General features: G+C 72.5%; 20 protein-coding genes and 3 pseudogenes. 12 read left to right on the top strand and 11 right to left on the bottom strand.

The genetic code is table 11. The features are described from left to right. Window position 1: 1 nt before the first annotated feature. Window positions 2-361, top strand: a complete 360-nt coding sequence (locus BI06_RS31555; RefSeq protein WP_030397319.1) for a MerR family transcriptional regulator — start codon at window positions 2-4, stop codon at window positions 359-361. On the opposite strand, the gene BI06_RS54015 is transcribed toward BI06_RS31555, so the two are convergent. From BI06_RS54015 to BI06_RS31530, 5 genes are all read right to left on the bottom strand, one after another. Next, a complete protein-coding gene (locus BI06_RS54015; RefSeq protein WP_051742346.1) occupies window positions 358-762 on the bottom strand; it encodes a restriction endonuclease in 405 nt (134 codons plus the stop codon). The genes BI06_RS31555 and BI06_RS54015 overlap by 4 nt on opposite strands. A 106-nt stretch (window positions 763-868) precedes the next feature. Further along, window positions 869-1348 carry a hypothetical protein gene (locus BI06_RS51430; protein WP_043473931.1) on the bottom strand — a complete coding sequence of 160 codons (480 nt, stop codon included), beginning with the start codon at window positions 1346-1348 and terminating at the stop codon, window positions 869-871. 660 nt (window positions 1349-2008) lie between these two features. Next, the gene (locus BI06_RS31540) at window positions 2009-3106 is read right to left on the bottom strand and encodes a hypothetical protein (protein ID WP_051742345.1); all 1098 of its coding nucleotides are present in this window, start codon (window positions 3104-3106) and stop codon (window positions 2009-2011) included. A gap of 65 nt (window positions 3107-3171) precedes the next feature. Continuing rightward, a complete protein-coding gene (locus BI06_RS31535) occupies window positions 3172-4809 on the bottom strand; it encodes a M48 family metalloprotease (protein WP_063795062.1) in 1638 nt (545 codons plus the stop codon). 585 nt (window positions 4810-5394) lie between these two features. Beyond that, complete coding sequence (locus tag BI06_RS31530) at window positions 5395-5877, bottom strand: Rrf2 family transcriptional regulator (RefSeq protein ID WP_030397325.1); 483 nt, start codon at window positions 5875-5877, stop codon at window positions 5395-5397. A 107-nt stretch (window positions 5878-5984) separates the two neighbouring features. On the opposite strand from BI06_RS31530, the gene BI06_RS31525 reads away from it, so the two are divergent. Continuing rightward, entirely contained in the window at window positions 5985-6722 is a 738-nt protein-coding gene (locus BI06_RS31525; RefSeq protein WP_043473929.1) for an SDR family oxidoreductase, read from the top strand. Window positions 6723-6897: 175 nt separating this feature from the next. Continuing rightward, on the top strand, window positions 6898-7569 hold the full coding sequence (locus BI06_RS31520) for an SMI1/KNR4 family protein (protein ID WP_369826280.1): 672 nt from the start codon (window positions 6898-6900) through the stop codon (window positions 7567-7569). A gap of 475 nt (window positions 7570-8044) precedes the next feature. On the opposite strand, the gene BI06_RS31515 is transcribed toward BI06_RS31520, so the two are convergent. Then, window positions 8045-8479, bottom strand: a complete 435-nt coding sequence (locus BI06_RS31515) for an Hsp20/alpha crystallin family protein (protein WP_043473922.1) — start codon at window positions 8477-8479, stop codon at window positions 8045-8047. Window positions 8480-8588: 109 nt separating this feature from the next. On the opposite strand from BI06_RS31515, the gene BI06_RS31510 reads away from it, so the two are divergent. From BI06_RS31510 to BI06_RS31500, 3 genes and pseudogenes are all read left to right on the top strand, one after another. Beyond that, entirely contained in the window at window positions 8589-9272 is a 684-nt protein-coding gene (locus BI06_RS31510) for a hypothetical protein (RefSeq protein WP_043473918.1), read from the top strand. Between the two features lie 110 nt (window positions 9273-9382). Next, window positions 9383-10194, top strand: a pseudogene (locus tag BI06_RS46965) (IS5 family transposase). Between the two features lie 178 nt (window positions 10195-10372). Continuing rightward, complete coding sequence (locus BI06_RS31500) at window positions 10373-11410, top strand: GNAT family N-acetyltransferase (protein WP_051742343.1); 1038 nt, start codon at window positions 10373-10375, stop codon at window positions 11408-11410. On the opposite strand, the gene BI06_RS55615 is transcribed toward BI06_RS31500, so the two are convergent. After that, the gene (locus BI06_RS55615; protein WP_369826279.1) at window positions 11335-11712 is read right to left on the bottom strand and encodes an oxygenase MpaB family protein; all 378 of its coding nucleotides are present in this window, start codon (window positions 11710-11712) and stop codon (window positions 11335-11337) included. The two genes, BI06_RS31500 and BI06_RS55615, sit on opposite strands and share 76 nt — an antisense overlap. 482 nt (window positions 11713-12194) lie before the next feature. Continuing rightward, window positions 12195-12701 (bottom strand): hypothetical protein, encoded by a 507-nt coding sequence (locus BI06_RS31490; protein WP_051742341.1) that lies wholly within the window; start codon window positions 12699-12701, stop codon window positions 12195-12197. A gap of 771 nt (window positions 12702-13472) precedes the next feature. Between BI06_RS31490 and BI06_RS31485 the strand changes: the two genes are divergently transcribed. Both BI06_RS31485 and BI06_RS31480 read left to right on the top strand, forming a co-directional pair. Beyond that, the gene (locus BI06_RS31485) at window positions 13473-13988 is read left to right on the top strand and encodes a hypothetical protein (RefSeq protein WP_051742339.1); all 516 of its coding nucleotides are present in this window, start codon (window positions 13473-13475) and stop codon (window positions 13986-13988) included. A gap of 165 nt (window positions 13989-14153) precedes the next feature. Continuing rightward, window positions 14154-14345, top strand: a complete 192-nt coding sequence (locus tag BI06_RS31480; protein WP_149030541.1) for a hypothetical protein — start codon at window positions 14154-14156, stop codon at window positions 14343-14345. 9 nt (window positions 14346-14354) lie between these two features. Here BI06_RS31480 and BI06_RS31475 read toward each other — a convergent pair whose 3' ends face one another. Both BI06_RS31475 and BI06_RS31470 read right to left on the bottom strand, forming a co-directional pair. Then, window positions 14355-14645 carry a hypothetical protein gene (locus tag BI06_RS31475; RefSeq protein ID WP_043473911.1) on the bottom strand — a complete coding sequence of 97 codons (291 nt, stop codon included), beginning with the start codon at window positions 14643-14645 and terminating at the stop codon, window positions 14355-14357. Beyond that, the gene (locus BI06_RS31470; RefSeq protein ID WP_369826268.1) at window positions 14620-15120 is read right to left on the bottom strand and encodes a hypothetical protein; all 501 of its coding nucleotides are present in this window, start codon (window positions 15118-15120) and stop codon (window positions 14620-14622) included. Before BI06_RS31470 ends, BI06_RS31475 begins: the two co-directional genes overlap by 26 nt. 298 nt (window positions 15121-15418) lie before the next feature. Between BI06_RS31470 and BI06_RS31465 the strand changes: the two genes are divergently transcribed. The 4 genes and pseudogenes from BI06_RS31465 to BI06_RS46960 all read left to right on the top strand — a co-directional run. Continuing rightward, window positions 15419-15853 (top strand): Hsp20/alpha crystallin family protein, encoded by a 435-nt coding sequence (locus tag BI06_RS31465; RefSeq protein ID WP_043473908.1) that lies wholly within the window; start codon window positions 15419-15421, stop codon window positions 15851-15853. Window positions 15854-15969: 116 nt separating this feature from the next. Continuing rightward, window positions 15970-16263 carry an STAS domain-containing protein gene (locus BI06_RS31460; protein WP_043473905.1) on the top strand — a complete coding sequence of 98 codons (294 nt, stop codon included), beginning with the start codon at window positions 15970-15972 and terminating at the stop codon, window positions 16261-16263. A gap of 48 nt (window positions 16264-16311) precedes the next feature. Continuing rightward, window positions 16312-16607: pseudogene (locus BI06_RS31455) on the top strand (DUF2267 domain-containing protein); the annotation flags it as partial. Between the two features lie 87 nt (window positions 16608-16694). Then, window positions 16695-16832, top strand: a pseudogene (locus BI06_RS46960) (helix-turn-helix domain-containing protein); the annotation flags it as partial. A 236-nt stretch (window positions 16833-17068) separates the two neighbouring features. On the opposite strand, the gene BI06_RS31450 reads toward BI06_RS46960, so the two are convergent. After that, on the bottom strand, window positions 17069-17689 hold the full coding sequence (locus BI06_RS31450) for a hypothetical protein (RefSeq protein ID WP_158516487.1): 621 nt from the start codon (window positions 17687-17689) through the stop codon (window positions 17069-17071). Between the last annotated feature and the right edge of the window lie 193 nt (window positions 17690-17882).

Below are 17882 nucleotides of genomic sequence, written 5' to 3'. Positions count from 1 at the left end.
CATGAAGATCGGTGAGCTCGCCGCGACAACGGGCACCTCCGTCCGGCTGTTGCGCTACTACGAGGAGCAGGGCCTCCTTGAGTCCTACCGCCTCGACAGCGGCCACCGCCGCTACGACGACAACGCGCCCGTCGTAGTCCGGCGCATTCGCGGGCTGCTGGATGCCGGCCTGCCGACCCGCGTTATCCGCGACCTGCAGCCGTGCATTCGCCAGGACGGCACGGTCGCCGGATGCAGGCTGGAGACCCTCCAAGAACATCTCGACGGTCTGGACGACCGAATCTCCGCGCTGTCGGAAACCCGCGCATCCTTGGCCCGGCTCGTCTCCGACACCCAGGCCCGTGAACGGGTCCGCATTTAGGGCGACCCGTCGCCGGAGCCCGCGGTGGCCCTGACCGCGGGCGAGCCGACCAGGGGTCCGGGGCTGTAGCGCTCGGCCTGGATGAGGATGTGTCGCCCCGTCGGACCGGTGGCCAGGACGTCGGTGGCCAGGTTGCCGGCCCCGCCGACGACGGTCACCTTCGTGCAGCCGTCGCGCCGGCACAGGTCGGCGAGCGGGTGCTCGAAGGCCTTCGGGGTCATGGTCCTCGGGGTCATGGTCATGAACGCGCCGATGTGGCGCAGCTGTGCGGTGCGTGTGTGGAAGGTGCGGTGCTCGGTGGCGGCGCGGGTGCGTACGGCTGCGACGGTCGCGGCCGGGGCGATGGCGAGCAGGGTGAGGACGACGAGCAGGTGCGGGTGGCGCGGCTCCTGCCGCGCCACCCGCTGATCACATCGTGGCCGGGTCCTGCGGAACGGGCTCGGGGCTGATGCGGGACCGGCGGCCGGGGTCTGTCCGGCCGTCTTCGGGCCCGTGTCGCTCCGGGCATCAGCAGGGCACCACCACGCTCGTGCTGATCGGGTGGGTGTACCAGCCGTCGGCGGAGACCGAGAGGGTCGCGGTAACGGTCGAGCCGCACGGGACGGTGCCGCCGTAGCCGGCGATCTCCAGCGTGGTGGCCCGGAAGAGCAGGGACTGCTGCACGGTGCCGAGCGACTCGCCGCCCTCGATGTCGGTGGTCAGGACCGCGTCGACCAGCTTCGTCCGCAGCGGCGGGCTGCCGGGGCTCGGCGGGCCGGCCAGGCCGATCCGGCCGGTGAACTGGACGCCGTCCTCGGTGGCCGTGTAGCAGAGCTTGGTCCAGAGGCCGGACTGCAGGCCGGAGGCGTCGCAGACCTCCGTGGCGGTCGCGGCGGTGGTGGCGGCGGTGGTGGCGGCGGTACCGGCAGCGACGGCCGGGGTCGCGCCGGCGAGAGCGAGTGCCAGGGCACCCGTAGCGGCGGCCGTCGTCAGCATCTTGCGAGTCATGAGGTGCTTCTCCTGTGTGCAGAGCTCCTGGTCCGTCCAGCAGCACTGTTATGTGATATTGCACTATCTCTCTGTAGTCGAGACGTCGCTCATATGAATGGAGTGAGTCCGGTTGGCGCGGATTTGGTACGTGGAATCCGGATGTTTGATTCGGTCCAGCGGGCGGTTTGATTCGCCCTGCCGACGGTTACCGGCCCAGCGCTTGAGGAGGGCCCGGGATTCCCGGCTCGGGGCGGCCTGCACTTCGGTAGCTACGTGTGCCGGGCTCCGGCAGGCGCTCACAGGTGCGGCCGGGCGAATGGTCCGTCGACCGCTCGTCGACCGCTGCCGTCGACCGCTGCCTCCTCGACGGTGTCCTGCCCGCCCAGGACGCCGACTGCCCCTCGCCCCGACCGTAGCCCGGGTGCTCGGGAGCCGTGGTGGCTCGTCGGACCCGCCGGGCCGGTTGTCGAACGGGGTGTTTTGCGGTGGCGGATCGGGGTGAGAAGAGGGTGCGGTGGGCGAGAGCGCGGTCCGGACGGCGGGCATCCCCTCCTCGCCGTCCGGACCGGCCCACCGCGTTCGGAGCCCGGCCGCCGTGACTGCCGCACACCGGTGGCCGGGCGTGCCGGCGACCCGGCGTCCGGCGACCCCGCTGCCCGGGGCCGCCGGAACGTCGGGTCAGGCGGCCGGCTGCGGCTCCTTCGCGGCGAAGCGGGCCGCGACGGCCCGGATGTGGCAGTAGTAGGCGGCCGGATCCTCGGAGTAGCGCCAGGGGAGCGCGTCGACGTAGCCGTCGACGACCCGGAACTGGCCCAGGGCCTCGGCCGGCCGGTCCGTCATGGTGTAGCACCAGGCGAGCAGGTGACGGATCTCCGCGGCCCGGGCGTGCCCGGCCGGGGCGGCGTCCACGGCCCGGCGTGCCGCGTCCACGGCCGACCGCGCGTACGGGGTGGACCAGTAGGCGCTCTCGTTGTCGTCGGGCTCGTGCTCGAAGAGCGCGACCAGGCGCATGCCCGCGAGCAGGCTGCCCGCCGGGGCGTCGGTGGCGGCGTGGTCGGCGAAGGCGTTGGCCTCCTCCTCGGAGCCGTGCCACTTGGCGGACCAGTACTGCACGGCGGCGTAGTGCGCCGGGTACAGGTGCGGGTCACGGGCGGTCAGCCCGGCCCAGACCCGGTCGAACTCCGCCCGTGGGTAGTTGAGGCCGAGGGCGATCCAGAGCTCGGTGGTCCACGGCAGCGGGTCCTGCGGGTCGATCTCCTGCGCCTCGCGGGCGGCGGTCCGGGCCTCGGTGAGCAGCCGGTGGAAGCCGGCGGCCTGCTCGTCGCTGGTGTCCTCGGCGTACGCCGCGCCGCGCAGGCGCCAGGCGAGCTTCACCAGGGCTTCGGCGTGGACGACGGCGGCGTCCGGGTCCCCGGGCCGTTCGGCCCGCCAGGCCCGGAGCCAGTCGTCCTGATCGGCGCCCGCGTCGGCCAGTTCCTCGACGAGGCGGTAGCGCCGGTCCGCGTCGGGTCCGGCCGCGGCGAGCTGTTCGGCGCAGGCGCGCCAGTCACCGCGGTCGGCGGCGGCGCGAAGCGCGTCGAGTTCGGGGGCGGCGCAGGCCCGGTCGGTGTTCTGCCGCTCCTCCGGCAGCAGGCCGTGCTCGGTGACGACGCGCTCGTGCCAGGAGTCGATTTCGGCCTGCTTGCTGGCGGTGTAGCGGTTGAGCGCCCAGGTGACGAGCTTGAGTACGCCGACGGTGACGACGCTGACGAGGATGACGACTACGGGGGCTGGCACGGTGAACCTTGTGGGTCGTGGATCGAGGATCGTGGCTTGCGGAAAGGGACGGCGCAGGGGCCGGATCAGGGGACGGTGACGGTCGGCGCCGCGGCGGTCGGGAGTCCGGCCTCACCGAGCAGGGCGCGGACGGCGGTGGTGTCCGGGGTGTCTGCGCAAGCCGCGTCGAGGGCGGTGGTGAGCCGCTCGCCCAGGTCGTCGGGCAGCCGCAGACGGGCCGGTCCGGACCAGGACAGCTCCCAGCCTGTCAGCCCGGCGTCGACCAGGGCGAGCACGGTGAGTCCGGAGAGCGCGCCGCGCAGGACCGGGCGGGCCAGCTCGCGGGCGGCCCGGCCGGTCGCCGCACGGGCCTCCGGGCTGAGCGGCAGCCGCTCGACGAGCTCCGGGGCACGGCCGGCGTCGATCGCGTCCAGCGCGGCGCCGACGGTGGGCGCCAGGCCGAGGGCGGCCAGTGCGTCGCGCAGCGGGCGGGTGGACCGGCGGCAGTCTTCGAGCAGCGAGCGGTGCACCAGCGCCGGCCAGTCGACCCGCTCCTTGCGGGCGGCCTCGGGGACCAGGCTGACGACCTCCAGCGCTGCGAGGACCTGCTCGGCGTCGTGCAGCAGGCCGAGGGCGGGGGCGGTGCTGCCGGCGCCGCGGCCGTCGTCGGGCAGGGCCTCGACGGCGGCGACCCGGAGCTCGATCGGCGGGTGCGAGTCGTAGGGGTCGGTCTCGGTATCGGGCAGTTCGAGGGCCAGTGCGTCGAGTTCGGCGCGGCGCTCGGGGTCGGCGAGCAGGTGGGCGAGGCCGCCGTAGAACTGCCCGGGGGGCGGCAGGAGGCCGGCCTCCCAGCCGAGGGTGGCGTAGTGGCCGAGGTAGAAGTCCTGGGCCGCGTCGAGTGCGGGGATCCGGCGCAGCGCGGAGGCGGTGGCGTCGCGGCCGGCGAGCCGGGCGGCGACCAGGTCGGCGGCGTACTCCTGGCGGCGGCCGACCGCCTCGGAGACCCGGAAGTAGAGCTTGCCGTACTGGGTGAAGAGCTTGGCGAGCACCCGGTCGACGCCGCCCGAGGCCTCCTCGGCGGAAACCTTGCGGCCCTGGGCGAGGCGCTTGTCGGCCTTGGCCTGCAGCTTGGCGGCCTCCTTGGCCTGGTGGGCGTCGGCGCGCTCGTGCAGACCGCCGACGGTGCGCAGGAGGGCGGTGCGGCCGGCCAGGGTGAGCCCGGCCAGGCGGACGTCCTGGTTGCTGTAGTGCCCGAACTCGTGAGCCAGGACGGCCTCCAGCTCCGCCTCGGTGAGGCCGAGCAGCAGGGGGACGCCGATCACCAGGTGCCGCTTGCCGGGCATCAGGCCGAGGAACCTGGTCTCCTCGCGGACGCCCGCGTTGACCTCCGGAACCAGTCGGATCTCGGCCGGACCGCGGATGCCGGTACGCTCGGAGATCCGGTCGACCGCGGCCCACAGCCGGGGCTGTTCCTCGCGGGTGACCGGCAGTCCGGGCAGCTCGCGGTCGTCGCGGCGGTGGCGGGTGAGGAAGACGACCCGGACGACGGGGTAGGCGATGACGGCGCTGACGGCCCAGATCTTCAGCAGGGCCGGGCGCAGTTCGCCGGAGGCCAGGTAGAGGCTGACGTCGAGGGCGACGAGTGCGGCGACGATGCCGAGGGCGAGCAGGTAGAAGCCGGCGAGCATGGCAACGGCCGTCAGGGCTCTGACGGAGGTGCTCATGGAGGAGGAGGGCCTGCCGACGGCAGGCAGGGACGTGCCCATGCGGGTCCTTCATCGGGGAGCGCGCCACGGGACGGTGGCGGCGGGGGACGGATGCAGTGCTGAACGTGTGTTCGGCAGGTGAGCATGGTAGCTGCCGGGACTGACGTTCTCCCACCCGTTTCCCGTCTGTGACCTGCGCTTTTCCGACGCCGCCGGGATTCGCGGAGGATGGCGGGACGGACACGGGACACCGGGCACAGGCCGCTGCCGGCCACCCCGGGCGGACGACCCACGACGCGGGTACGGGCAGGGGCCGGTCGCCGTGTGGGCCCGTGTGTGCCCCGGCGCCGGTCGCCGTGTCGGCCCCGCGCCGGTGTCCGTGGCTCTCGCGCCCGGCACGGTCACCGCGATGAGGGGGCGTCCGGTCCGGCTCCTTCCGGTGTCTCCTCGACAGGTGCCCGGGCTCCTCGCCCGGTGCCCGGCTCGGGCTCCAGGGAGGGTGTGGCGCTTTTCGTAGGCCCACATCGCGATCTCGGCCCGGTTGCGGGCGCCGAGTCGGTCCGGCGACCCCGGACCGCCCCGGTCACCGGCCCGTCGTCCGGATCAGTCGGGGTCGCGCGCCAGCCAGGCGCCGACGGTGGGCAGTGCTTCGGGTCCGCTGCCGGCGGCCACGTTCGCGGCGAGGTCGGCGATCGTGACGGCGGCCAGGGAGGCGCGCCAGGCCGCGTCGGCGGCGCCCATCACCCTGGCGATGGGGCACGGCCCGGTGCACTTCTCGGGCGGGGTCCCCAGTGGGCCGCGTTGGCGGATCTCGGTGCAGACGAAGGCGGGGTCCGCCCCGTCAACGGCCTGCACCACGTCCAGCACGGATATCCCGGCAGGTTCCCGGCTGAGGACGTAGCCGCCGGTCTTGCCCTGCACCGAGTGCACCAGACCCGCGCGGGACAGGGCCTGGAGCTGTTTGGCCAGGTAGCTGGGCGACACGTCGTGCAGCGCGGCCAGTCGGGCGGCCGGCACCGGCTCCGCGGCCGCGGTCAGCACCACGCAGCAGTGCAGCGCCCACTCGACGCCACCCGACAGCTTCATTGCGCCTCCATTGACTCGGACAAAGGATATCCGAGTAGTATCTCGGATAGAACTTGTCCGAGTTTGGGTCGGGTGTTCGCGCCCGGCCGACGAAGGAAGGCACTTTCATGAAGATCACTGTCATCGGTACCGGCCTGATCGGATCCCAGCTCGCCGCCGAGCTCACCGCCCGGGGCCACGAGGTGACGACGGCCTCGCTCTCCTCCGGCGTCGACCTGCTGACCGGATCCGGTCTCGACGGGGCGCTCGCCGGTGCGGAGGCGGCCGTCAACGTCACCAACTCGCCCACTTTCGACGAGCAGTCGATCGCGTTCTTCCGCACCACGGTCGGCAACCTGCTGGCCGCAGGCGAGCGGGCCGGAGTGCGCCACCAGGTCGCACTCTCGATCGTCGGCGTCGACCTGGTCCCCGACCTCGCCTACTACCGCGCCAAGACGCTCCAGGAGGAGCTGCTGCGCGGCGGCGCGACGCCCTGGTCGATCGTGCGCGCCACCCAGTTCTTCGAGTTCATGGAACCGACGATGTCCTGGACCTCGGACGAGGACGCCGTGCGCCTGCCCGCGACCCCGATCCAGCCGATCGCGAGCGCCGACGTCGTCACCGCGCTCGCCGACGTGGCCACCGGGGCGCCGCTCGGCGGCATCCTGGACGTGGCCGGCCCCGACCGGTTCACGCTCGACGAGATCGGTCGCCTCACCCTGGCCGCCCGCGGCGACCGCCGCCCCGTCCTGGTCGACGACCGGGCGGGACTGTTCGCCGCCGTCCCCGGCGACGTCCTCACACCGGGCCCCGGCGCCCGGCTGGCCCCCACCCACTACCGGGACTGGCTGGCGGCGGCCAGCTGACCGCCGGCCACCGCACACCCGGAGGCCGCCGCACCCAGGCGGTCCGCCTCGGCGGTCGCCGGGGTGCCGGACGTGCGGAGGGCCCGGGGCCTGCCGTCGGGGAAAGGCGGACCGGAGGCGGACGCGCGGGAACGGGAGCGGTCCTCCCGGGTCCTGCGCTTCGGGACGGAAGGTGATGGTGGGAGGGAGGGAACGCATGCTCGAAGTACCATCCCTGCAAGGTTCTCCGGCCGGTACTTCCCGACCTCCGCGGTGGCGTAGTCGGACGGAGACATTCTGCAGAGAGGACCGGGGGCAGAGGGCGATGAGTGTGGCTGAGAGTTGGTCGCGTGTGATGAGCCTTCTTCGGCAGCACGCGCCGGCCGATCACGCGGATCTGCCGGGGCCCGCTACGGAGCAGATGCTTGCGGCAGCCGAGGAACGGATGGGGGTCTCCCTGCACGGGGACCTGCGGACGTGGCTGTTGCAGAACAATCTGGATCTGCCGGAGGAAGACGTCGACGACGACGTGATGTGCTGCGGCTTCGACGGGTTCCCCGACGAGGGAAGCTTCTTGCTGGGCATCCGGGCGATGGAGAGGCTCTACGCGAATCACCCCTTGTCCGGTGGGAGCGAATGGCGCGAGGAGTGGATCCCGTTCCTGTCGGACCGGGACGGCTGGACGGGAAAGTTCATCGACGCGAGGGACGGACGTATCGGCAGATGGTTCGTGGGTGCGCCCACGGTCACCGGCGAGTACGCGTCACTGGCTCACTACTTCGACTCCGTGGCGGAGATGCTCACGAGGATCGGCGCGGGGGACTGTCCGGTCTGTTCCGTTGCCGAAGGTCGACTTGTCTGGTCGTGAGACGGTTCCCAACTGGACGACGGCCATGGCCAATCCGTCCTCGCCTTGGAACGGCAATGGGATTCATCGGCGTTGACGTTCCAAGGCGAGGACGGCTGCTGCTGGCGCTGCCCGGGCGCCGAGGAGTGCTGCGGCTCGCCCACGCGCGGCTTCCCGGCGAGGAACTGCTCCCCGATGCGGACCATCCCGCGCTCCTGGTCCGCATGACAACCTGAGCACCGACCGGAAGCACGACCACTCGGCGCGGACGGTCGCGCGGCCACCTCGACAGCAGGTCGAGTGTGGCGTCAGACCCAAGGCCCGTGAACTCCTTCCCGTCCTAGATGTCATGGAGCGGGCCGTCGCACACGGGGATGCACTTCGCGATCCGTACTGCTGGCCCGTCGGCTGACGCCGGCGGTAGGCGGTCCTTCCGGCCGCCCTTTCGATCGAGGGGGAGTGATCGGGGGCAGCGCGGAAGGGCATCGGGGGCCGGTCAGGCCTGGATCTGCTTGGGGTCGCCGGTGCGGTTGATCGCGATCTTGCGGGGCTTGGCCTTCTCGGCGACCGGGATGCGCAGGGTCAGTACGCCGGCGTCGTAGTCGGCGCTGATCCCGGCGGGGTCGAGGGTGTCGGAGAGCATCACCTGGCGGGAGAAGACGCCGAGCGGGCGTTCGGAGAGTTCCCACTTCACGTCCTCGCCCTGGTGGCGGGGGCGGCGTTCGGCTTTGACGGTCAGCATGTTCCGCTCGACGTCGATGTCGATCGCGTCCGGGTCCACGCCCGGCAGATCGAAGCAGATCACGTACTCGTCGCCCACCCGGCAGGCGTCCAGCGGCATCGGGGCCGGCCGGGACCACGTGCCGTTCGTGCCCAGGAACTGCTGGGTCAGGCGGTCCAGTTCGCGGAACGGGTCAGTGCGCATCAGCATTGCGAAACACCTCCACAGGTCGATGGGAGCCAGTGCGCTGCACCTGGCACCCTTTGTAGCGTGTCATCCGTCCGATGACAAGCCGGACTGTCGCCCGTAGAGTGACTTCATGAGTGAAAAGTCCCGCCGCCCCGCCGCCGACGCCTCCCAGCCGGTCGAGCCCGCCTCGTTCCTGGCGGCCGCGGCGGCGCTGGCCGCCATCGACGACGCCGTCCGCACCGCCCAGAACCCCGCCTCCCAGCCTCCGGCCGCCCCCGGCGAGCAGGAAGGCCCCGCGCAGGCCCTGGCCGCCCTGATGCTGCTGCGTGAACTGCGCACCCAGCTCGCCGGCTGGGAAGCCGGCCTGGTGGAGAATGCCCGGGAAGCGGGCGCCACCTGGGCCGACCTGGCCCGGCCCATGGGCGTCGCCAGCCGCCAGGCCGCCGAGAACCGCTACCTGCGCCTCAAGCCCGGCGGCACGACACGGGCCGGCACCGGTGCGGAACGCGTCAAGGCCGTCCGCGACCGGCGGGCCGCCGACCGAACGGTCACCGCCTGGGCCCGCGACAACGCCGCCGAGCTGCGGATCCTGGCCGCCCGGATCACCGTGACCGCACTCGCCCCCGACGCCCGCCCCGCCCAGGCCGCCCTGACCGCCGCCCTCGGTGCCACCGACCCCGCGGACCTCGTAGAGCCCCTCACCGCCGTCCGCCCCCACCTCGGCCCCGACCAGGACGACCTCGCCACCCGCCTCGACACCCTCACCCACCGCACCACCCAGCTCCGCGACGACAGCGACCGACGCCGCGCCTGACCCGTCACCGCCGCCGAAACGCGCTGGTATGTCCTAAGAGGAGCTAACACAAAGCTCTGGTGTGGCCATGTCTGCTTGACCGTCTGCTCGTTGGTCTACCCGTGGGGAAGCTGAAGGGTCCGCCATGGGTGGTGTCGGACGATCTGTGGGCACGTATCGAGCCGTTGCTACCGGTGCGGCAGCGCCGGTCACGCAATCCGGGGCGCCTTCCGCTGGATGATCGCGGATGCCTGCAGGGGATCCTGTTCGTGCTGCACACGGGCATTTAGTGGGAGTGGCTGCCGCAGGAACTGGGCTTCGGATCCGGGATGACGTGCTGGCGTCGGCTGCGGGACTGGCACGAGGCCGGCGTATGGGACCGGCTTCACCAGCTCCTGCTGACCGAGCTGCACCGAGCGGGAAAGCTGGACTGGTCCCGGGCGGTGATCGACGGCTCGCACCACCAGGCCCGTCGGGGCGGCCCAAAACAGGTCCGAGCCCGGTCGACCGCGCCCGGCCGGGCTCGAAGCACCACGTCATCACCGACGGGCACGGCACTCCGCTCGCCATCACCCTGACCGGCGGCAACCGTCACGACGTGACCCAGCTGCTGCCCCTGCTGGACGCGATCCCGCGCATCCGCGGCACGACGGGCCGTCCGCGTCACCGTCCACGGCAACTGTTCGCCGACCGCGGCTACGACTACGACAAGTACCGCCGACTCCTGTGGAAGCGCGGCATCAAGCCGGTCATCGCCCGCCGCGGAGTACCGCACGGCTCCGGATCGGGCACCGTCCGCTGGGTGGTCGAGCGGACCAACGCCTGGATCCACGGCTTCCGACGCCTCCGCATCCGCTGGGACATCCGCGACGACATCCACGAGGCATTCCTCAAGCTCGCCTGCTGCCTGATCACCTACAGGCGCGTCCGCGCTTTGTGTTAGCTCCTCTAAGGGCGTCGAGTCCGCCCAGTCCCGCGGGCGAGCCGTGGATACGCCCCACGTCGTTGCGCTCGTCCGCGCCGGGGCCCGCTTCGAACGCGGGCAGCTCGTTGAACGGCCGCAGACGACCGCAGCGCGAACAGGGTGGCGGACCCGCCCCGAAGTCCGAGAACATTAGGTCATGTTGGACGGCACGGCAGGACAGGACCTCCCGGTCGGCTTCGGGTTCCGGCCGTACCGCGGCGACGAGGACCATGGCGCCATGGCCGCCGTGCGGCTGGGGTGTGTCGAACGGGACCGGGTCGATGTCCGTTCGGTCGTGGAAGGGCTGCCGACAGCGGCCGAGATCGCCGAAGCTTCTGCCGAGTCGGAGGAGCCGTCCAAGAACCAGATCCTGGTGGTGCTCGACGGGAGCGTCGTCGGCTACTCGACTATCCGGTGGTGGCAGGAGCGGGACGACACGTGGCTGTATCTGCATCGCGGCTACCTCTTGCCCGAGCATCGCGGCCAGGGCATCGGCTCAGCCATGCTGGGCTGGGCCGAAGAGCGGATCCGCCGGCTCGTCGAACAGCACGGAACGGCGCGGACGGCAGTGATCGGCGCCAACGCCACGGCCTCCGAGGAGGACGCCACGGCACTTCTGCGCGCAGCCGGCTACCGGCGTGTCTTCAGCCTGGTCGAACTGGAGCTGGGCGATCTGCAGCAGGTGCCCGGGCCGGGCAGCGACCTGCCGGCCGGGATACGGACAGGGCCGATCGGGACGAGCCACTACCGTGCAGCCTGGTGGACGGTCGTCGATTCGTACGCGGCCTCCGGTTTCACTCGGAGATGGCCTTTCCAGGACTTCGTCGACACCGCCGACCCGGCATGCTGGAGGGCTGCCTGGAACGGGCAGGACATGGTCGGTGTCGCCCTCTGCTCCATCCGCCGTCACGACCGCACCGTGGGCGAGGTGGAGGAGCTGAGTGTCCGGACGGACCGGCGACGCCTCGGAATCGGCCGGGCCCTGCTGCTGGACGGGCTGCGGAGCCTTCGCGAGCAGGGTGCAACGACCGCCCGGCTGTTCACGGGTACGGCAAATCCGCACCGGTCCTACGACCTCTACGAGAGTGTGGGGTTCCGGCGGCAGAACGAGTACGTCCGTTACCGCAAACCGCTCGCTCGATCGACCGGGCCTTCGGCGTTCTCACCGTTCGGCGTCCACAGGTCCGGGTCGTGACGCCGCCGGGCCGCGGACAGATGCGGCCCCTCACGCCAGGACCGGGGCACGCGCAGGGCAGCTCGCCGCAGCAGCCGGGCCTGAGCCGTCACCAGGGGGTCCGTGGCCGGGCAGCCGGGCAGGCCGTACAGCCGACGCGCCCACGGCGGCAGCATGCCTACCGCGCAGCCGACCAGGCCTTCCCAGGCCGGACGCAGCGGACCGGCGAGCTGAGCCCAGCCGTGCAAGGGCGGCAGCACGGCGAACCTCAGCGCCTCCCGGGCCGCCGGGGTCACCCGCAGCAGCGGGCGCACCGCCACCATGTAGGCGTCCAGCTCCCTCACGGTGGTCGGAACCGGGAATTCCCTCGGAACGCCGGTCGGCATCGATCTCCTGCTGAATCAGCGCCCGAAGTGCGGCTCCTGCCACCGGGTCGTCCGGCTGCTCATCGACGGCTCGAAATGCCGAACGTCCTTCCTCGCTGCGACCTAACCGTTCTCGTACGATGCCCGACACCGCCTGCCCTACCCCGGTACCCACTGCGGTTGCCGTCCCGCCCGCCATCTGGGCAATGATCTGGACCACCGTGTCGATCATCCCGCTGTCCCCCCTTGTTCGGCAGCCAGCAGTCCGCCGGCAACGGAGCCCATTGTCGCGTTGCGGGTGACGCAGGGGGCGGCAACCGACCAAACTTCCGAAGGTACTCGGGCAAGGCGTACGAGGCGCTGAGGGACCCAGCACCCTGACGGGTGATGCCAGAGCCGAATACCTTGATGCCCGGAACGGCACGGGCCGCCAGGCGGGCCTACAGTCCCAGGCCCCGCAATGGGCCCGCGTGTGGTGGGCGAGGGAGTGCCAGACGGCGGCGCCGGTGCGGTGTTCCTCGAGGTCGGCCAGGCGCGCCGCGCCGGCCTTCACGGTCATCGGCATCCCGCGGCGCGCACTTGTCGCCCACCGCGCAGGCACCGGTTTTGAAGGTGACGTGGGTGCGCACGACGGCCAGGACGTGGCGGACCCGCAGCCGCGCCGCGGTCCTGTCCTCGGGCAGCGGCGGGGAGGCGATGCCCTCCAGCTCGGGGAAGGTCGCGGCAATCCGCACCGCGTGCTCGGTCAGGAACCACGTCCGCTGCTCCCGGCCTGCGGCAGAACGACGCTGTCCACCAGGCCCTCCTTGGCCAGCCGCCGCAGCCGCTTGCGCATCCGCTACGAACCGGCCCCCGGTGTGCAGGCCGCGCAGCTGCTCGGCGGTGGCCATCCGGAACTGGAACAGCGTGGCGATCACGGCGTGGTCGATCTTGGGCGGCACAGCCATCACGGACTCCTCGAAGGTCGGTGCTCGCCGCCCTGGTGGCAGCGAGCACCGCATGGAAGCCCGCGCCTCCCACCGGATTTCTCACCAGCGACGGTCGCTGCGATCACGATCCGACAGCGGGTGGTACTGACCGGCCCGACAACCGGGGTTACGAACCCGTCCGCAGACCGGCGGACGACCCTACCGCCCGCTGCACTCCGGAAGGAGGCAAAGACGCAGGTCGGACGAGGTAGTGAGGTCCTGGAAAGGTTGAACTCATCACCCCGACAACCCTCTTCTCCTTCTTTTGGTCTTGGTGGTTGGCGGTTGTCGTTGGTCGGTAGGTTCGGCGCCTGCGGCGGGCCTCTCGTCTTCGAAGTCCGGCTGGGGCCGGCCGCGTGAGGTGGGGGCGGGAGTGACGGCGGCCGGCAGTGCGGAGTGTGTGGCGTGAAGGCCGCCAGGAGCACCGGGTGCCCCCTGCGCCGGGGCCGGGGCACGGGAGACGGCCCGTGAGGGCCCGTCACAGCCCCGTGCGGTCCAGCGGCAGCTGGTCGGCTGGCAGGTTCGGCCCCGGCGCTGTTGCCGTTCCAGGGAGGTTCGAGGTGTTCTCGTCGTCCCGGTGACCGCTTCATCGTCCGGGGTCTGAACCGCTGGACGTGTGCGGAGCGTTGTCAGGTACGGGGCCACTGAACGGGGCTCCGGACCATCGGCGGGGCGGGGGAGCGGTACCGCGCCGCCAAGAACCGCAGGCCCGGGAGCGTTCGGAAACGCTCCGGGGCGAGGAGGAACGCCATGACCATCCGCAGGACGTCCAAGCGGCTCGTCGCGCTCGCAACTGCCGCGACCGCCCTGGCCGGCGTCATCGGCCTCGGCACCGCCACCAGCGCGTCGGCCGACGTCGGCCAGGAGTGGGACTGCGCGCGCAACCCGCGCGGCTGGGACCACATGGACTGGCGCAACTGCCTGCTCCCCGGCGACTCGCTGGTCTCGGGCAACGGCGACGAGCGGCTCGTCTACCAGAACGACGGCAACCTCGTGCAGTACGACGAGGGCGGCCACGCGGTCTGGAACACCGCGACCGCCAACACCGCGCCAGGCCGGGTCATCATGCAGTCCGACGGCAACCTCGTCGTCTACGACCGCTCCATGCGCGCCCGGTGGGCCTCCGGGACCGCCCTCGGCTGCAACCCGCCCGCCAACTGGCTGCGCCTGCAGAACGACGGGAACCTGGTCATCTACCGCCCCCACAACGACGGTCCGTGGACCGCGGTCTGGTCCCGACTGAACGGCCGCGTCGGCACCTGCTGACCCGACCCGGACCGGACCTGCCGCACACCCGGCGCAGGCGGCTGAAGCCGCTGGCTCCCGCCGCCTGACGTCCGCTGTCCGCCTCCTACTCCTGACGGTGCGGCCTGGGGCGGCTGCTCTCTGTGTCCCGACCCTGACGTGACGCGGGGTGCAACACGGAGAGTCGTGTTGCACCCCTGGCCCGGCGCAGACCGGTGCCGCCGGGCCCGGCGGGCCGAGGTCCACTCCCTCGCCCCGGCCCGGGTGCCCGGCCGCCGCGAGGACGTGCGGGAGTGCGGCGTGACGCTGACCGTCCCGTTCCCGGCTCGCATCGGCCGGGACGCCGGCCGGACCCACCACGGCGGCCCGCGCCGCTGAGCGCCCCGGTCACCCCCGCGCGCGGGCCGTCGGACTCCCGGTCGGGGCTCGCGTCGGTCGGGGCGGGAGGCTCGCGGGGTCCGCGGGGGCGGGGAAGGCCTGCGGAGGCCAGGGCCCGTGGGCGAGGTCGCGGCGCAGGGCGTCGAGTCTGCCCAGGCAGGTGTCGAGGGTGGCGATGGCGGCGCTGCTCTGTTCGCGGACGCGGCGTTCGATGGCGGCGAGCCGGTCCTCGATGTGCTGCCAGCGCTCCTCGGCCGTGGCCGTGGTGCGGGGGTCAGGTGCGTCGTCGGTCGCTGTCATGGCGCAGGCGTTCGGTGCGGTGGGTGAGGTCGTCGAGGCGGGCGGCGAGGTCCGGATGGGCGGCGACGTGGGGTCGCATCGCCGCGAGGGGTGCTATCAGGGCGGCTGGGTCGGGCGCGCCGAGGGCGGTGGTGAGCGCGGTCAGCGCGGGCCGGGCCCGGGGTGTGAGGCCGGGCACGGCGGTGATCCGGGCGGCGAGCACGCGCAGGTCGGCGGCGTGGTCGCGGGCCCAGGCGCCGACCGCGCGCTCGGCGGCCCGCCGGTCGCGGACGGCCTTGACGCGGTCGGCACCGGTGCCGGCCTGCCTCGCGCCGGCTGCGGGCTTGAGACGCAGGTAGCGGTTCTCGGCGGCCTGGCGGCTGGCGACGCCCATGGGCCGGGCCAGGTCCGCCCAGGCGGCGCCGGCCTCCCGGGCCGTATCGACCAGGCCGGCTTCCCAGCCGGCGAGCCGGCCGCGTAGTTCGCGCAGCAGCACCAGGGCGGCCAGGGCCCGCTCGGGGCCTTCCTGCTCGCCGGGGGCGGCCGGAGGCTGGGACGCGGGGTTCTGGGCGGTGCGGACGGCGTTGTCGATGGCGGCCAGCGCCGCCGGGCCGCCAGGAACGAGGCGGGCTCGACCGGCGGGGAGGCGTCGGCGGCGGCTCTGCGGGACGTGTCGCTCATGACGTCACTCTACAGGCGACACCCCATCTTGTCATCGAACGGATGACGCGCTACAAAGGAGTCAGGTGAAGCGCACCGGCTCCCACGGCCCAACCACCTGGAGGTGTTTCGCGATGCTGCTGCGCACTGACCCGTTCCGCGAACTGGACCGGCTGACCCAGCAGTTCCTCAACACGACCGGCACCTGGTCGCGACCGACGCCGATGCCGCTGGACGCCTACCGGGCCGACGACGAGTACGTGATCTGCTTCGACCTACCGGGGGCGGACCCGGAGGCGATCGACATCGATGTCGAGCGGAACATGGTGACCGTCAAGGCCGAGCGCCGCCCGCGCCAGGAGGGCGAGGGCGGCGTGTGGGAGTTGTCCGAGCGCCCCCTCGGCATCCTCTCCCGCCAGGTCATGCTCTCCGACACGCTCGACCCCGCCGGGATCACCGCCGACTACGACGCCGGCGTACTGACCCTGAGGATCCCGGTCGCCGAGAAGGCCAGGCCCCGCAAGATCGAGATCAGCCGCAGCGGCGACCGCAAGCAGATCCAGGCCTGACCCCTTTCCCCGATACCGTTCCGCGCCGCCCCCGATCTCTCCCCCTCGATCAGAAGGGGGCGGCCGGAACACCCCCGCACCACAGGGCCCCGGACCGGCCCACTCATAGCACCGCCATGAGCAGCGAGAGCAACGAACCCTGCACCGTGAGGGTGAACGGCGAGATCGACCTGGACACCGCACCCTCGCTCGGTCGTGACCTGGCCACCGCACTCGATTCGCACCGCGAGGTGGTCCTCGATCTGTCGGAGGTGACGTTCATGGACTGCGCAGGCCTGGGCGCCCTGGTCCGCGCCCGCAACCAGGCCGACCGGTGCGGTGCCCGCCTCGTCCTGCGCGGGGCCGGCCGCCACGTGCTTCGACTGCTCGAGCTCACCGGTCTGCACCGGCGCCTGACCGTCGAACCCTGACCGGCGGCGGGCGGCAGACCCGGCAGGCCTGACGGAGGAAGGACCGCAATGACGCTTCGACGGGAGGTGTTCCTGGACAGGGTCCGGGAGCGCGGTGACCTCGCACGCCGCAGGAGGCCGAGCGCGTTGCCCGGGTCGTCCTGGCCCTGCTCGGCGCCCACTTGGTCGGCGAGGTGCGCGCGGACTTGGCCGCCCGCCTGCCCGAGACCATGGCCCTGATCCTGCTCAACCCCCTGCAGGCCGCCGAGCCCCTCACCGCCGAGCGCTTCGTGCGCGCGACCGCGGCCTGGGTCGAGGGCGCCACCGAGGCCACGGCCCTGTGGGACATCGGCGCCGTCCTGTCGCTGCCCTGACCACAGCGGCCGGCGCCTGCGCGTCGGCGGCGCAGGCGCTGTACCAGCCCGTCGCCGACGCCCCGCCCGGGCACAGTGCGGGCGATTGCCGCCGAGCCGGGTCGTAGCCCGTCCACGGTCAGCCGGGAGATCCGGCGCAACCACCACCCCGGCAGCGGACAGTACCGGCCGTATGCCGCCCAGGCCCGCGCGGCCGCCCGGCGGCCGCGTCCCAAGCCCGGCAATCCGGCCCCGACCCTGCCGATTGACGGGACGCCCGTTCACGCACGCCGCCCGGAGGGATCGAGGGCGCCCGGGGACAGCCCGGCGATGCTCCAACTCCGGTCCTGGTCAGTGGGATTCGGGTGCGCGCTTCGCCGGCGTCGATCGCAGCAGCCAGCGGCAGCCGAACATCGCCCCGCTGGTTCGCGCCAGTGCCGAGACGTCCTCGCTCGGTCCGTCTCCGGCGCGGGTCAATGCGACCAGTAGGTGTCCTCGGTGTCCGGTCGCAGGGGCGAGAGCGGGCGGGCGTGCTCCGGCGCGTAGGCGACGTGGGTGTCGCTGACGGACATGGTGAGGGTGAGCGTCCCGTCCGTTTCCGGGGAGAGCGCGACCCACACGCCGATGTCCTCCGACGTCTCGGCGCTGAGGATGTCCGGGCCCTGGTCCGGGCCGTTCGGGGTCCAGGCCGACGGTTCCTGCCAGTAGCTGTGCTGCCGCCACGCGGCCTGGACGCGGTCCTTGAGCTCCTGCCGGTGGGAGGCGCTGATCCTGGTCCGGGCGGTGAACCGCCGGTCGAAGGTGGCCAGTCTGCTGGCCGTGCCGTCCGAGCGCGGCCCGTGCCGCTCGACGGTACAACCCCTGTCGCTCAGTACCAGGCCCAGGCTCCCCAGCGTGTCCTGGGCGGTCCGCCCGCTGAGTTCTTCGAACTGCTCCGGCGAGTGGCGCACGACCTCCGGCACGGGTTTGGAGGAGTGGTCCTCGGACTCCAGGGACCACCACTCCACCATCAGCAGCACCAGCATCACCCCGACCGCGACAGCGACACTCGCCACCGCGACCAGAGCCGCCTTCACCCACTCCCTGCCGGACAACCTGCACCCCCCTGCTGCGCCTTGTGTCGCCACCGTACGCGCGCGACCCGGTGCGGCTCCTGAGCATCCGTACTCAGTTCGGTGCCGCAGGTTCGTGGTTCTTGTCCGGGACGGGCTGTCCGGCCCAGGGGTTCGGTCCCTGCTTGAGGACGTCGAGCTCGCGCGTCCGGGCGGCGGGCCATAGGTCGATCCG

This window comes from Kitasatospora sp. MBT66, assembly GCF_000710405.2.
Classification (GTDB): Bacteria; Actinomycetota; Actinomycetes; order Streptomycetales; family Streptomycetaceae; genus Kitasatospora; species Kitasatospora purpeofusca.
This window is presented reverse-complemented; position numbering and strand designations above follow the sequence as displayed.